At 64.8% G+C, this 13532-nt stretch carries 12 protein-coding genes; 6 read left to right on the top strand and 6 right to left on the bottom strand.

Annotation, left to right across the window (positions count from 1 at the left end):
• The first annotated feature begins 109 nt into the window (after positions 1-109).
• Positions 110-1303 carry a DNA topoisomerase IB gene (locus IFU00_07855; GenBank protein ID MBD8542190.1) on the top strand — a complete coding sequence of 398 codons (1194 nt, stop codon included), beginning with the start codon at positions 110-112 and terminating at the stop codon, positions 1301-1303.
• Here the strand turns inward: IFU00_07855 and IFU00_07850 are convergent.
• The 4 genes from IFU00_07850 to IFU00_07835 form a co-directional block, all read right to left on the bottom strand.
• A complete protein-coding gene (locus IFU00_07850) occupies positions 1284-1706 on the bottom strand; it encodes a DUF4019 domain-containing protein (protein ID MBD8542189.1) in 423 nt (140 codons plus the stop codon). The two genes, IFU00_07855 and IFU00_07850, sit on opposite strands and share 20 nt — an antisense overlap.
• A gap of 81 nt (positions 1707-1787) precedes the next feature.
• The gene (pncB, locus tag IFU00_07845; protein ID MBD8542188.1) at positions 1788-2975 is read right to left on the bottom strand and encodes a nicotinate phosphoribosyltransferase; all 1188 of its coding nucleotides are present in this window, start codon (positions 2973-2975) and stop codon (positions 1788-1790) included.
• Positions 2976-3033: 58 nt separating this feature from the next.
• Positions 3034-3570 (bottom strand): SET domain-containing protein-lysine N-methyltransferase, encoded by a 537-nt coding sequence (locus IFU00_07840; GenBank protein ID MBD8542187.1) that lies wholly within the window; start codon positions 3568-3570, stop codon positions 3034-3036.
• Between the two features lie 75 nt (positions 3571-3645).
• Positions 3646-5337 (bottom strand): AMP-binding protein, encoded by a 1692-nt coding sequence (locus IFU00_07835; GenBank protein MBD8542186.1) that lies wholly within the window; start codon positions 5335-5337, stop codon positions 3646-3648.
• Positions 5338-5495: 158 nt separating this feature from the next.
• On the opposite strand from IFU00_07835, the gene IFU00_07830 reads away from it, so the two are divergent.
• From IFU00_07830 to IFU00_07810, 5 genes are all read left to right on the top strand, one after another.
• Complete coding sequence (locus IFU00_07830) at positions 5496-5762, top strand: hypothetical protein (GenBank protein MBD8542185.1); 267 nt, start codon at positions 5496-5498, stop codon at positions 5760-5762.
• 106 nt (positions 5763-5868) lie between these two features.
• Complete coding sequence (locus tag IFU00_07825; GenBank protein MBD8542184.1) at positions 5869-6762, top strand: SPFH domain-containing protein; 894 nt, start codon at positions 5869-5871, stop codon at positions 6760-6762.
• Between the two features lie 12 nt (positions 6763-6774).
• The gene (locus IFU00_07820) at positions 6775-6969 is read left to right on the top strand and encodes a hypothetical protein (GenBank protein ID MBD8542183.1); all 195 of its coding nucleotides are present in this window, start codon (positions 6775-6777) and stop codon (positions 6967-6969) included.
• 43 nt (positions 6970-7012) lie between these two features.
• Positions 7013-7774 (top strand): fumarate/nitrate reduction transcriptional regulator Fnr, encoded by a 762-nt coding sequence (fnr, locus tag IFU00_07815; protein ID MBD8542182.1) that lies wholly within the window; start codon positions 7013-7015, stop codon positions 7772-7774.
• Between the two features lie 171 nt (positions 7775-7945).
• Positions 7946-10225 carry a PBP1A family penicillin-binding protein gene (locus IFU00_07810; GenBank protein MBD8542181.1) on the top strand — a complete coding sequence of 760 codons (2280 nt, stop codon included), beginning with the start codon at positions 7946-7948 and terminating at the stop codon, positions 10223-10225.
• Here the strand turns inward: IFU00_07810 and IFU00_07805 are convergent, their stop codons facing one another.
• Both IFU00_07805 and IFU00_07800 read right to left on the bottom strand, forming a co-directional pair.
• Positions 10226-11062, bottom strand: coding sequence for a metallophosphoesterase (locus IFU00_07805; protein MBD8542180.1), 837 nt, complete (start codon positions 11060-11062; stop codon positions 10226-10228).
• A gap of 51 nt (positions 11063-11113) precedes the next feature.
• Positions 11114-13381 carry a catecholate siderophore receptor Fiu gene (locus IFU00_07800; GenBank protein MBD8542179.1) on the bottom strand — a complete coding sequence of 756 codons (2268 nt, stop codon included), beginning with the start codon at positions 13379-13381 and terminating at the stop codon, positions 11114-11116.
• Between the last annotated feature and the right edge of the window lie 151 nt (positions 13382-13532).

Genomic DNA, 13532 nt, shown 5'->3' with positions numbered 1-13532 from the left:
CTGTATTTGCAGCCCTGCCCGCCTGTCCCGCACTCCGTTATCTTGCGAACAGTGCGGGCCCTGGCCCGGGCGTAGCATCGGTGCGATATCCACCATTCGCGAAACAGCCATGCCAAGCCAGACCACCGACGCACTCGACGCACTCGACGCACCCGATACCAAAGATTCCTCCACCGCCGCGCGCGCGGCCGGCCTGCGCTACGTGCACGATGGCCGCGCCGGCGTCAGGCGTGAAGCCGTCAAGGACGGCTTTCGCTACCTGGACGCACACGGCGCGCCGGTGGAAGACGAAACGACGCTGGCGCGCATCAAGGGCCTCGTGATTCCACCGGCCTGGCAGGACGTCTGGATCTGCGCGCAGGCCAATGGCCACCTGCAGGCGACGGGCCGCGACGCGCGCGGCCGCAAGCAATACCGCTACCATCCGAAATGGCGCACCGCCCGCGACGAAGTGAAGTACGAACGCATGCTCAAGTTCGGCGATGCGTTGCCGGCGATCCGGCATGAAGTCGACCGCGCCCTGAAGCTGCCCGGCCTGCCGCGCGAAAAGGTGCTGGCCACGATCGTGTACCTGCTGGAAGCGACGATGATGCGGGTCGGGAACGAGGAATATGCGCGCACCAACAAATCGTTCGGCCTGACGACACTGCGCAACCGCCACGTCAAGGTCGATGGCAGCGACGTGCAATTCAGCTTCCGCGGCAAGAGCGGCGTGTACCACAAACTCAAGGTGCACGACCGGCGCCTGGCCGGCATCGTCAAGCGCACGCGCGACCTGCCGGGCCAGGAACTGTTCCAGTACATCGACGACGATGGTGAGACGCACAGCGTTGACTCCAGCGACGTCAACGACTACCTGCGCAACATCACGGGCGAGGAGTACACGGCCAAGGATTTCCGCACCTGGTCCGGCACCGTGCTGGCAGCGCTGGCCCTGCAGGAATTCGAAAAATTCGACTCCGAGACACAGGCCAAGAAGAACATCGTGCGCGCGATCGAATCGGTGGCCGAAAAGCTCGGCAACACGCCGACGATCTGCCGCAAGTGCTACGTGCACCCGGCCGTGCTGGACGCCTACCTAGAAGGCGCGCCGCTGGACGTGATGCGCGAACAGACCGAAAAGAAACTGGCCGAAGACCTGCACGCGCTGCAGCCCGAGGAAGCGGCCGTGCTGGCGATGCTGCAGCAGCGGCTCAGGCACGAAGAAGAAAAGCCGCGCAAGAAGGCACGGGCAAAAAAGGCGGCGACAAAAAAGGCGGCAACCTCGCGGCGCCGCGAAGCCGCTAGCGGATCACGTACGTGATCGTCTTCCAGTTGCCATCTGTCTCGCGCATCACGATCACTGTTTCGGTTACGGTCGGCCGATTGGCAAAGCTGGACTGGTATTGCAGCACGACGTAGTCGCCCTCGGGCGCACCCGGCAGCGTGCGCGTGGCTCGCGCGTCGGCCAGGGTGCGCCTGGTCAGCGCGCCGTATGGCGTGCGCGCCTGGTCAAGCGCTGCCGTCCAGTCCTTCTGGCTCACTGCGGCCTGGAAGACCGCGCCTGCGGCATGCCACGTCGCCTCGCCGTTGCCCGCATCGGCCAGTGCCAGCCAGCGCCCCGCCGCTTCGGCGCCTGCCGTGGTCTGGTCGGCCTGCTGGGCATGGACGGCGACGGTTGGGGTAGCGAACAACACGGCGATGGCGAATGGGGCGAGCTGCTGCATGGCGGTCTCCTGGGCGATGGCGGGAAACCAACAGCATAGCGCGCCTGGCGCTGCCATAAACTCACACAATCTTGCGCACGGCTAGACCGGGTGGTTGAACACCTGACGCAGATAGGCGATGTAGGTCACGTCGGTGCACTGCGACTTGCCCGGCTCGTCCGACAGCTTGGCCACCGGCTGGCCGTTGCAGCGCACGAGCTTCATGACGATATTGATCGCCGGGAAAGGCGTGTCGTTGGTCAGCTTGGTGCCGATGCCAAAGCCCGTCATTACGCGGTCGGCGAAATGGCGGTACAGGTCGAGGGCCTTGGGGATGGTCAGCGCGTCCGAGAACACGAGGCGCTTGGTGCGCGCATTGATGCGCAGGCGCGCGTAGTGGGCCAGCGCTTTTTCGCCCCACACGACCGGATCGCCCGAGTCGTGACGCAGGCCATCGAACAGTTTGGCGAAGTACAGGTCGAAGTCGGCCAGAAACGCGTCCATGCCGACGACATCGGTCAGCGCTGTCCCCAGGTCGCCCCGGTATTCCTGCACCCAGTTCTCGAGCGCTGCGCTCTGGAAGTCGACCAGGCGCGTGCCGAAGGCCTGGTGCGCCTGCAGGTATTCATGCGCCATCGTGCCGATCGGGACCAGGTTGAACTTGTAGGCCAGATAGACGTTCGACGTGCCCTTGAAGTACACCGGCAGCTCGCGCGCCAGCGTCTGCACCACTTCGTCGTGCCACTCACCCGAGAAGCGGCGGCGCACGCCGAAGTCGAAGAACTCGAACGGGTTGGCGCGCGGGGCTTCTTCGCCAAAGGCGCGTAGTTCGTCGATCTTCTGGCGCAGGCGTGCACGCGCTACCTCCATGGCCTCGGCCTGGTCGAAGCGGCGGAAATACAGCTCGTTGACGATGTAGAGCACGAAGATTTCATAGCCCATCACGTGCACCAGCGGGCCGCTGGCGCGGATGCGCAGGTGCGGGCCGTCGGTCGTGACCTCGATGAACTTGCGCTGAAAGCGGAACAGCGTGAGGAAGTCGGCGAAGTCGCCCTTGATGAAGCGCAGTGCGCGCAGGTAGGCGACTTCGTGCTCGGTAAACATCATCGAGCACAGGTGATCGAGCTCGCGTTCGATGTCTTCCTTGAGCTCCGCCAGCGGATAGGCTGGCTCGTTACGGCAGCGGAATTCGTATTCGCCCGTCGCGCCGGGGTGGCTGTGCAGCAAGGCCTGCCACATCGTGAATTTGTACAGATCGGTTTCAAGCAGGCTGCGAACTACTGGTTTCATCGTTGCTCCAGGTCGATGATGGGGCGGGCCGGCCTGACCAGGCCAGCCGGGGCTTGGTTCATTTACCGGCGGCTGGCGTGCGGGTGCGGCGCTTCGGCGCAAGCATCGTGCCGGTGCAGCCGGGCGTACCGCAGCGGCAGGCGAACAGTTTCTTGAGCTTGGGCGTATGGCGCTCTTCGTAGATCAGGGCGTAATTGTAGTTCAGCTCTTCACCGGCGTCGATGTCGTGCATCGCGTGGATATAGACCTTGCCTTCATCTTCGAACGCTTCGCAGTTGGGCGAGCAGGCGTGGTTGATCCAGCGCGCCTCGTTGCCGCGCCGGCCGCCGTCGATCACGCGGCCGTCGGCCAGGCTGAAATAGAAGGTATGGTTGACCGGGCCGCCGGCCTTGTCGGCGCGCTCGGTCGCGAGGTCCCAGCTGATGCGCTCACCGCGGTACTCGATGATGCGCTCGCCCGCGGCAATGGGCTTCTTGGCGAAAACGCCGTTACCGTGGATCGGCGACTGGCGCACTTCGTACGACGGGCCGCTGTCGGTTGCGGCGGTATTGGTATCAATGTCGGTCGGCGTGGACAGGGTTCGCTTGGTGGTCATCGAGGTGGCGCTTGGGCGAGAAAAAAGAGAGCATCCATTATGGCCGCATTCGCCCGAAACGCCACGCACTTGCCGCTACACGGGGAAATCTTCCTCGCGGTATTCGGGCGCGTCGCCTGCCCCGCCGGTCCGCCCTGCTTCTTCGCGCCGCAACTCGACGCGCCGGATCTTGCCCGAGATGGTCTTGGGCAGCTCGCGGAATGTGATGCGCCGGATCCGCTGGTACGGCGCCAGCCGCGCGCGGCTGAACGCGAACAGCGCGGCGGCCATCTCGCGGCTCGGCGCGACGCCGGCGCGCAGCGTGACGAAGGCCTTCGGCACCGACAGCCGCAGCGGGTCGGGACTGGGCACGATCGCCGCTTCGAGCACGCTTTCGTGTTCGATCAGCACGCTCTCGAGTTCGAAGGGGCTGATGCGGTAATCGGCCGACTTGAACACGTCGTCGTTGCGGCCCACATAGAAATAGTAGCCATCGCTGTCGATCGCCGCCGTGTCGCCCGTGTGGTAGTGACCGGCGCGCATGACGTCGCGCGTCTTGTCGGCATCGCCTTCGTAGCCCGCCATCAGGCCGACCGGATTGGCTGCCAGCGCCACGGCGATCTCGCCTTCGGTGGCCGGTACGTCATCGATGTCGAGCAGCGCGATGCGATAGCCCGGCAGCGCGCGACCCATCGAGCCGGGCTTGAGCGGCTGGCCTGGCGAATTGCCGATCTGGCAGGTGGTCTCGGACTGGCCGAAGCCGTCGCGGATGCGGATGCCCCAGGCGCGCTCGACCTGTTCGATGACTTCGGGATTGAGCGGCTCGCCCGCCCCCACCAGTTCGCGCAGGGCCGGCTTGCAGGCGGCCAGGTCTTCCTTGATCAGCATGCGCCAGACGGTCGGCGGCGCGCACAGCGAGGTCACGCCGCAGCGTTCGATCACGTTCAGGACGGCAGCGCCGGCGAAGCGCTCGTAGTTGTAGACGAACACGGTGGCGCCCGCATTCCATGGCGCGAAGAAGCAGCTCCAGGCATGCTTGGCCCAGCCGGGCGAGCTGATATTCCAGTGGATGTCGCCCGCCTGCAGGCCGATCCAGTACATCGTCGACAGGTGGCCGACGGGATAGCTCTGGTGCGTGTGCAGCACGAGTTTCGGCCGCGCCGTGGTACCGGACGTGAAGTACAGCAGCAGCGGATCGGTGGCCAGCGTCTCGCCCTCGGGCACGAACACGCTCACCACCGCATGGCTGGCTGCGTAGTCATGCCACCCTTCATTGCTGCCTTCGTGCGCGCCGCCCACCGCGATGCGGGTGAAACAGCCCGGCAGCGCATCGAACTTGTGCGTCTCGGATGCCTGCGCGATCACGTGCCTGACGGCGCCGCGCGCGATCCGGTCGGCCAGGTCGTCGCCGGATAGCAGCATCGTCGTGGGCACCAGCACGGCGCCCAGCTTGATCCCGGCGAGCATGACTTCCCACAGTTCGACCCGGTTCGGCAGCATCAGCAGCACCCGGTCGCCACGCCGCACGCCGCAGTTGCGCAGGTACTCGGCCACCTGGCTGGAGCGGGCGGCCATGTCGGCGAACGTGACCTTGTGCTCGGTGCCGTCTTCATCGACGACCCACAGCGCAATGCCGTGGTTGTCCCGGGCCTGGTGGTCGAAAAAGTCGAGCGCCCAGTTGAAGGTGGACAGCTGCGGGGGCTGGTAGTCGCGGCAGGCGGTCTCGTAGTCGAGCCGGTGCTGCTGGAGGAAGTCGCGCGCCTGCACGAAGCGCTGGTTGGGCGTCATGGTGGTCTCCTGATGGGGTTGCAGGTGCAGGCTGCACCGCGGCGCGCCTGCTGTCGTGCTGCCCCGCCATCATGCCACCAAATGCGCGCGGCTTGCCAATTCCCGTTGGCGGTCCGTTTCGAGAGTAGAATTCGGCTCCAACAAACTAAAGGCACGTGATGAAAAAGACTGACATGGCAAAAGGCGACGCCAAGAAGATTCAAGGCCAGATGGCTGCCCGGGGCGCCGTCGTCGGCGCGCCAGCAAAAGATGCGGCGCCGGATCGCCGCGAACAGCGCGAACGCGACCGTGCGCTGGGACTGGTGCCGTTCGCCGTCAAGCTCAATGGCGACCTGGTGGCGCAGCTGCAAACGCTGAGCAAGGAGCGCGGCGTCGAACTCAATGCGCTGGTGGCCGAGCTGCTGCAAAAAGGCCTGGCCGACTAACGCTGATTGGCAGTTTCAGGGCGTTCACCAAATCGCTTGACAATACTTTCTGGCAATCCTAAAGTGATATCACTTTGATGTCACACCCACCTAGAAGAGGTCAAGCATGAACGCATCGCATACCCGCCGCGAAAAGGCATTTTCGTCCGCGAATGGCTACCTGGCCGCCTGCGCCGGCATTGTTTTCCTGCTGGGTGCAGCCTACCTGTTCAAGACTGGCGTCGAAACGCCCGCCGGCTTGCCGCTCCTGGGTGCCGTCGCGATGGGACTTGCCGGTCTGCTGTGCCTGACGGGCCTGTTCATGCTGCAGCCGAACGAAAGCGCCATCCTCACCCTGTTCGGCAAATACATCGGCACCGACCGCAGCGAAGGCCTGCGCTGGGCTTTCCCGCTGTACGTCAAGCGGCGCCTGTCGCTGCGCGCCCGCAACTTCAATGCGCCCACGCTGAAGGTCAACGACAAGCGCGGCAATCCGGTGGAAATCAGCGCGGCGGTTGTCTGGCGCGTGCGCGACACGGCGCAGGCCGTGTTTGAAGTCGACGATTTCGAGCGCTACGTATCGATCCAGGCCGAAGCAGCGCTGCGGCACCTGGCCTCGCAATACGCGTACGACGAAGGCGAGGATCTGCCGCAGGGCGAGACCACGCTGCGCGCCGGCATGGATGTCGTCGCCGATGCCCTCAAGACCGAGTTGCAGGCACGCTTCGAAGCGGCCGGTGTCGAGGTGCTCGACGCCAAGCTGACCCATCTTGCCTACGCCGCCGAAATCGCCCAGGTCATGCTGCGGCGCCAGCAGGCCGAAGCCATCATCAGCGCCCGCAGCAAGATCGTGCATGGCGCTGTGAGCATGGTCGAAGCGGCGCTGAAAGGATTGTCGGAGCGCGGCATCGTGGAGCTGGACGACGAGCGCAAGGCGGCGATGGTCAGCAATCTGCTCGTGGTACTGTGCTCGGACAAGGAAACGCAACCGATCATCAACACGGGCACGCTGTACAACTAGCGGCCGACCAGTATGGCAAGTCCAGGAAAAAAAGCATTCGCGCTACGGATCGACCCGGCGCTGTGGGATGAACTGCAGCGCCTGGCCGCGCGCGACCTGCGCAGCGTGAACGCGGAAATCGAATTCCTGCTGCGCGAAGGCCTGGCCCGGCGCGGCGTGAAGCTGGCCGAGCCAAAGGGCCAGAGCGATACTGACGGGGAAAGCTGACAGCGGGACTATAATCCGGGCTGAACCTCTGCCGGCCTATCCCATGATTCCAGCTTCCTCCTCCCCTTCCGAACCGCTCGTGAGCATCCAGGCGCTCAAGTCCTGCGCAAGCTGCAGCATGCACCAGCTGTGTCTTCCGATGGGCCTGGAAGACGCCGACATCGTGCGCCTCGATCAGATCATCGGCCGGCGCCGGCGGCTGGCACGCGACGAGCGCCTGTATCAGGTCGGCGAGCCGTTTCGCAACCTGTATGCGGTGCGCTTCGGCCACTTCAAGACCTTTCAGGTCAACGCCGCCGGCGAAGCCCAGATCACGGGCTTTCAGATGGCCGGCGAATTGCTGGGCATGGACGCGATCAGCGGCACGCACCATTGCGACGCCGTTGCGCTCGAGGACAGCGAAGTGTGCGAGATCCCGTTCGTGCGGCTCGAAGAACTGTTCGGCGAAGTGCCGGCGCTGCTGCGCCACTTCCACCGCATCATGAGCCAGGAAATCACGCGCGAGCAGAACGTCATGCTCCTGCTTGGCAATATGCGCGCCGAGCAGCGCTTCGCCGTCTTCCTCGTCAATCTGTCGGCGCGTTACGCGGCGCGCGGCTATTCGAGTACCCGGTTCCAGCTACGCATGTCGCGCGAAGACATCGGCAATTACCTGGGCCTGACGATCGAGAGCATCAGCCGACTGCTGTCGCGCTTCAAGAAACAGGGCTGGCTCGCCGTCGACAAGCGCGAGGTCACGCTGCTCGATCCGGTCAAGCTCAAGGCGCTGGCGGCGGGCACGGATGTGTGCAGCCCGATGGAATGATGCACAGATCGAAGCAGGTAGCGCCGGGTGCACCCTCGTAGCGCAAGTTGTAATACCCGGTTTCAAAGCCAGCAGGCGCAGCCAGGCGGACGTAAGATCGGCATCGAATCGTCGTGACGATTCACCGACGATTTATCGACGATGCCCTGACTACCTACCTGACTATTTGCCATGATGCCTGCCCGCCCGTTCCTGCCCTTGCTGTTGTCTGTACTGATCCTCGCTGCCCCGCTGCCGGTGGGCGCGTCGATCCTGCCCGAGGTGCCGGACATCAGTGCTGTCACCGACTACCGCCCCAAGATTCCGCTGCGCGTCTATAGCGCCGACAAGGTGCTGATCGGGGAATTCGGCGCCGAGCGGCGCGACTTCGTGCAGATCGCGAAGGTGCCCGCCCTGATGAAGACCGCCGTGCTGGCGATCGAAGACACGCGCTTCTACGAGCATGGCGGGATCGACTGGATCCGGGCACTGGGCGCGGCCAAAGCGAACATCACCGACTTCGGCAGCCAGGGCGCGTCGACCATCACGATGCAGGTGGCGCGCAACTTCTTTCTGTCGCGCGACAAGACGCTGCCACGCAAGCTCACCGAAATCGCGCTGGCTTACAAGATCGAGAAGGCGCTGACCAAGGACCAGATCTTCGAGGTCTACCTGAACCAGATCTATCTGGGCCAGCGCTCGTACGGCTTTTCCAGCGCCGCGCGCACCTACTTCGGCAAATCGCTGAACGACCTGACGCTGGCGGAAACGGCGATGCTCGCCGGCCTGCCACAGAATCCATCGAGCAGCAATCCCATCACGAACCCGGCGGCGGCAAAAAAACGCCAGCAGACGGTCCTGCGCCGCATGTTCGAGTTAAAGGCGATCACCGAGCCGCAGTACCGGCGCGCGCTGGCCGAGCCGTTGACCCTCAGGCGTGACGGCGCCGGCTACGGTGGGCGCGCCGCCTGGGTCGCCGAGATCGCGCGCCAGGCCGTGCATACGCGCTTTGGCGCGGCGGCCTACGAACGAGGGATCACGGTAACGACGACCGTCATCGCCGCCGAACAGGAAGCCGCCTGGGATGCGGTGCGCCGCAACGTCGTCGCCTACGACCGGCGCCATGGCTACCGCGGCCCGGAAGCGCGCATCGCGCTGCCGACCGCGGGCGACGCGCGGGACGATGCGGTGGCCGCAGCGCTGCAGAAACGCCCGGCCGTGGACGGCTTCGTGCCAGCCGTCGTCGTGAGCGCCTCGGCCAAACGCGTACGGGCTGCCACGACGGGCGGCGAGACGATCGAGATTACCGGCGCTGGCCTGCGTTTTGCTGCAGGTGCGCTGGCACCGGCAGCGAAAGCTGGCGTCAAGCTCTCGCCCGGCGCCATCATCCGTCTGAGCAAATCGCAAGGCGACTGGGCGATCACGCAACTGCCCGAAGTGGCGGCCGCCTTCGTCGCGGTCGATGCCGGGACGGGCGCCTACCGCGCGCTGGTCGGCGGCTTCGACTTTGGACTGAACAAGTTCAATCACGTGACGCAAGCCTGGCGCCAGCCGGGATCGAGCATCAAGCCGTTCGTGTATTCGGCCGGCCTGGAACGGGGCTTCTTCCCTGGCACGCCGATCCTCGACGCGCCGCTCGACCTTGGTGGCGACAACGGCGCTGCCGGCTGGTCGCCGCGCAATGACGACAATACGTTCGAAGGCCCCGTCACGGTGCGCCATGCGCTGACGCGCTCGAGAAACGTGCCCACGGTGCGCATGCTGCAGGCGATCGGCGTGGACGACACGCGCGCGCACCTGGCGCAATTTGGCTTCGACGCCGCGCGCCATCCGCGCAACCTGACCATGGCCCTTGGCACGGGCGCCGTTACGCCATTGCAGATGGCTGGCGCCTACACGGTGCTTGCGAACGGTGGTTACCGGGTCGAACCGTGGCTGATCGCCCGCATCCAGGATGGCGACGGCAAGGTCGTCTACGAACACGCCCGCAAGGAACCTGTGCGTGTGCTCGATGCGCGCAACGCGTTCATCACCGACAGCATGCTGCGCGATGTGGCGCGCGTGGGCACGGCCGCTGCCGCGTCACGCCAGCTGGGGCGAAGCGACCTGGCCGGCAAGACCGGCACGACGAGCAATGCGATCGACGGCTGGTTCGCCGGCTACAGCGGTCCAGTGGTGGCGGTGGCGTGGATGGGCTACGACGAACCGCGCTCGCTGGGCGGGCGCGAATTCGGCGCGACGCTCGCGCTGCCGATCTGGGTCGACTACATGCGCGTCGCGCTGGCCAACGCCCCGGAACGCGCGCCGCTGGTGCCCGACGGCGTCGTGAACGTCGCCGGCGACTGGGTGTATGCGGAGTATGCAGATCAGCAGTTGGAACAGCAGCAGCGGCAGGAACCGCAGCCGACCGAAGTGGACAGCATTGACACGCTGATGGAGAACCTGTTGCAGGAACGCCCGCCGCGCGAGTGATTACAGCTCGATCACCAGCGCGGGGCGATACCCTTCCTGCTCGCCCTTGCTCAGATACCCGAGCGGATTGGCCACGACGCGGCAGCCCCACGACAGCGGGCCATCGCGGCCCTCGACCACGTAGTCGTTCGCGCAGTGCAGGTGGCCATGCATCCATACCTGCGCGCGCTTGAACAGCTCATCGAGCGAATTGCAGAAGCCGGCCGTGCCGGGCGTCTTGCCGTAGCGCGGGTCGGCACTTTCGAGGCTCGGGGCGAAATGCGTGACCACGACCGTCTTGCCCTCGAACGGCGTGGCCAGCGCCGCGCGCAGCCAGGCCTGGCAATCGAGCGCCAGCGCGCGGATGCCTTCGGCCAGTACCGGCTCGCCATCCTTGATGGTCGTGTTCTTGCTCAGGTAGTAGTTCGCGGCGCGGAAGGCCTTGGTGCGCTGCTGCAGCTGCTTGGTCAGCGGCGCGCCCTCTTCCACCAGCGCATCGAAGTCGCTCCACAGCGTGGTGCCGATGAAACGCACGCCATCGATCGTGACGATTTCGCGATCCAGCCAGGTAATGCCCAGGCGCGCGCAGGTTTCCTGCAGTCGCGCGTAGGTAGCGTCGTAGTCGAGCGCGTCGAATTCGTGGTTACCGGGGATGAACAGGACCTGTGCCTGCGCCAGGGCAGGCACCAGGAGCGGTGAGAAACGTTCCAGCCCGAAGTCCTGCGTGAGCAGGCGCGAGCCGGGTTGGTACGAGCCGATGTCGCCGGCCAGCACCACGACATCCGTGCCGGGAAGGATCTGCGGCTGGAAGTCGGGGTACCGTTCGAGGTGAAGGTCGGAAAAAAGCTGTATGCGCATGGCCGGCGAGTATAGCGCAAGCGCTCTTCGCCGGCCCGCAACGCAAGGGTTTTAAAACCCGATATTGGCCGTCAGGCTGGCCGAACGCGCCACGCCGGGCGTGTAGCGGTAGCCGCTCTTGTTGATCGCGACGACGTATTTTTCGTCGGTCAGGTTGTAGACGTTCAGGCGCAGGTCGATGTTCTTCGTCAAGCGGTAACCCAGCATCGCATCGACCACCCAGTACGAATCGGTGTAGGCCGGGGTGCCGATGGCGCCGTCGGTGCCGCGTTTGAGCTTGTCCGAGAAGCGCGCCCCGCCGCCGATGCGCAAGCCCCATGGCAGGTCATACGAGGTCCAGGCGGTGAACGATTGCTTCGGCGTGTAGGTCAGGCTGTTCTCGCCCGAGGCGGTCACGTTGCGGCCCGCTTCCACGCTGGTGTCCATGTAGACGTAGCCGGCGCTGACGAGCCAGTGCGGTGCCAGTTCGCCCGTTGCGCCCAGCTCGATGCCCTGCACGCGCTTCTCGCCCGTCTGGTAGTACTGCAGGTTGACCGGATCCTGCTCGACCTCGTTCTTGACATCGGTGCGGAACAGCGCGCCCGACAGCGACAGCTTGGACTTGAGAAGATCGAGCTTGCCGCCAAATTCGGTGGTCGTCGACTCCTGCGGATCGTAGATCGGATTCTGCGCGCTGTTGGCATTGCCCGAGACGGTGAAGTTGCCGCCCGGCGGCTGCTTCGAGCTGGCCACCATCGCATACACGCTGCTGTTCGCGGTCGGCTTGTACAGGGCCGACAGCTTGCCGTTGACCAGGTTGTCGCCGACCTTGAAGCGGTTCGGCACGAGCACGTTATTGGTCAGCGCCACGGTCGAGTAGTCAGCGCGGAAATGATCGACCCGCACGCCGCCGTTGATGATCCAGCGCTCGCCGATCTTGGCGGTATCGAACACGTACAGGCTCTGGGTATCGACCTCGCCTTCGTTATAGGCGCCGGTGCGGCGCACGTTCACGGGCGTGGTCGGCGCATCGTTCGGGTTCGGGTTGTAGATGTTCGCGGCCGGCAGCGTGCCCAGGCCAGTCAGGCCCCAGGTGGTCTGGCGCTCGCTGGTCAATTCCAGACCGCTCACCAGCGTGTGCTTGACCGCGCCGGTGTCGAACTGCGACGTCAGCGTCGTCACGTTGGTCAGGATTTTATTTTCCTGATCCTTGCCGGTGCGGATGCTGCGCGCCAGCGTCCACGTGTTCGGGTCGGCCGGGTTCGGGGTGCCCAGGTTGGCGGCGCTGGTCAGGAATGCACTGAGCAAGTAGTCCTGCGACGTCTTGCCGTAGCGGCTCGTGTTCTGCAGCTTCATCGTCGGCGAGAAGTCATGCTCGATGCGCACCGTGGCCATGTCGGCCTTCACGTCGTCGTAGTCGCCGGTCGAACCATAGAAATTCTTCGGATCGACCTTCTTGCCGTCGGTGACGAAAGGCCGGGTGCGGTCCGGGCTCGTGTAGCCAGGCAGGCCGATGACATAAACGCCACCGTCAGGGATGTTGTTCTGGTCGACGTGCAGGTAGTCCAGATGCACGCGCGTGGCGCCGTTCAGGCCAAAGCCGATGCTCGGCGCGATTGCCCAGCGCTTGTTCTCGACCACGTCGCGCGAGGCGCTTCCTGCGTCCTGGGCCAGCACGTTCAGGCGCAGCGCGATGCCGCGCTCTTCGTTCAGCACTTTGTTGACGTCGGCCGTGACGCGCTTTTGCGAGCCGCTGCCGCCGGTAATCGCGGTGGACATGGCATCCGTCATGCTCGCCTTCTTCGACACCAGGTTGACCGAGCCGGTCGGCGAGCCGCGCCCGTTGTCGGTACCCGCCGGGCCCTTGAGCACTTCGATCTGTTCGAGGTTGAAGACGTCGCGCGAGATGGAACCGATGTCGCGCACGCCGTCAACGAAAATGGAGCTCGACGTATCGAAGCCGCGCATGAAGATCGCATCGCCGGTGGTGGTATTCCCGTTCTCGCCCAGGAAGAACGCGCCAACGCCTGGCGTGTTGCGCAGCGCTTCGGTGAGTGTCAGGGCGCCCTGCTGCTCGAACAGTTCTTTCTTGATGACCTGGAGCGTCTGCGCAGTATCGACCAGGCGCTCGGTGTACTTGGGCGACGACGCCTGCTCGGCGCGGAACGCGTTTTCGTACTTGCCGACGATCTCGACCTTGGTTTCCGGAACGACGTCGACGGGGGCCGCTGCATCGATGCCGGCAGCCTGCGCGCCGAGCGGCAGCAGGACAGCGGCCAGCGCAGTGCGCATGACCTGGTTGCGGGTGGACGAATGCTTGCGGCTTGTTATTGCTTTCATGGCGAGGCGGTCTCTTCGGTGTAAGTGGGTGGAAACACTGCTTGAAAAACAATGATTCTAACGGGAATGTAAGGACATGTAAACGATAATCATTATCATTTGCATTCGTACGACACCAATGTGAGTTGAGTCACCCCTTGTATTCCAGGGT

This window comes from Oxalobacteraceae sp. CFBP 8761, assembly GCA_014841595.1.
In the GTDB taxonomy this organism is placed as follows: Bacteria; Pseudomonadota; Gammaproteobacteria; order Burkholderiales; family Burkholderiaceae_D; genus Telluria.
Note: the sequence above shows the minus strand (reverse complement) of the source record. Positions and strands in the feature narration are given on the sequence as shown.

Excerpts from the sequence above, each read along its gene's own strand:
- IFU00_07855 (MBD8542190.1), top strand. The coding sequence starts at position 110 with ATGCCAAGCCAGACCACCGACGCACTCGACGCACTCGACGCACCCGAT.
- IFU00_07850 (MBD8542189.1), bottom strand. The coding sequence starts at position 1,706 with ATGCAGCAGCTCGCCCCATTCGCCATCGCCGTGTTGTTCGCTACCCCA.
- pncB (MBD8542188.1), bottom strand. The coding sequence starts at position 2,975 with ATGAAACCAGTAGTTCGCAGCCTGCTTGAAACCGATCTGTACAAATTC.
- IFU00_07840 (MBD8542187.1), bottom strand. The coding sequence starts at position 3,570 with ATGACCACCAAGCGAACCCTGTCCACGCCGACCGACATTGATACCAAT.
- IFU00_07835 (MBD8542186.1), bottom strand. The coding sequence starts at position 5,337 with ATGACGCCCAACCAGCGCTTCGTGCAGGCGCGCGACTTCCTCCAGCAG.
- IFU00_07830 (MBD8542185.1), top strand. The coding sequence starts at position 5,496 with ATGAAAAAGACTGACATGGCAAAAGGCGACGCCAAGAAGATTCAAGGC.
- IFU00_07825 (MBD8542184.1), top strand. The coding sequence starts at position 5,869 with ATGAACGCATCGCATACCCGCCGCGAAAAGGCATTTTCGTCCGCGAAT.
- IFU00_07820 (MBD8542183.1), top strand. The coding sequence starts at position 6,775 with ATGGCAAGTCCAGGAAAAAAAGCATTCGCGCTACGGATCGACCCGGCG.
- fnr (MBD8542182.1), top strand. The coding sequence starts at position 7,013 with ATGATTCCAGCTTCCTCCTCCCCTTCCGAACCGCTCGTGAGCATCCAG.
- IFU00_07810 (MBD8542181.1), top strand. The coding sequence starts at position 7,946 with ATGATGCCTGCCCGCCCGTTCCTGCCCTTGCTGTTGTCTGTACTGATC.
- IFU00_07805 (MBD8542180.1), bottom strand. The coding sequence starts at position 11,062 with ATGCGCATACAGCTTTTTTCCGACCTTCACCTCGAACGGTACCCCGAC.
- IFU00_07800 (MBD8542179.1), bottom strand. The coding sequence starts at position 13,381 with ATGAAAGCAATAACAAGCCGCAAGCATTCGTCCACCCGCAACCAGGTC.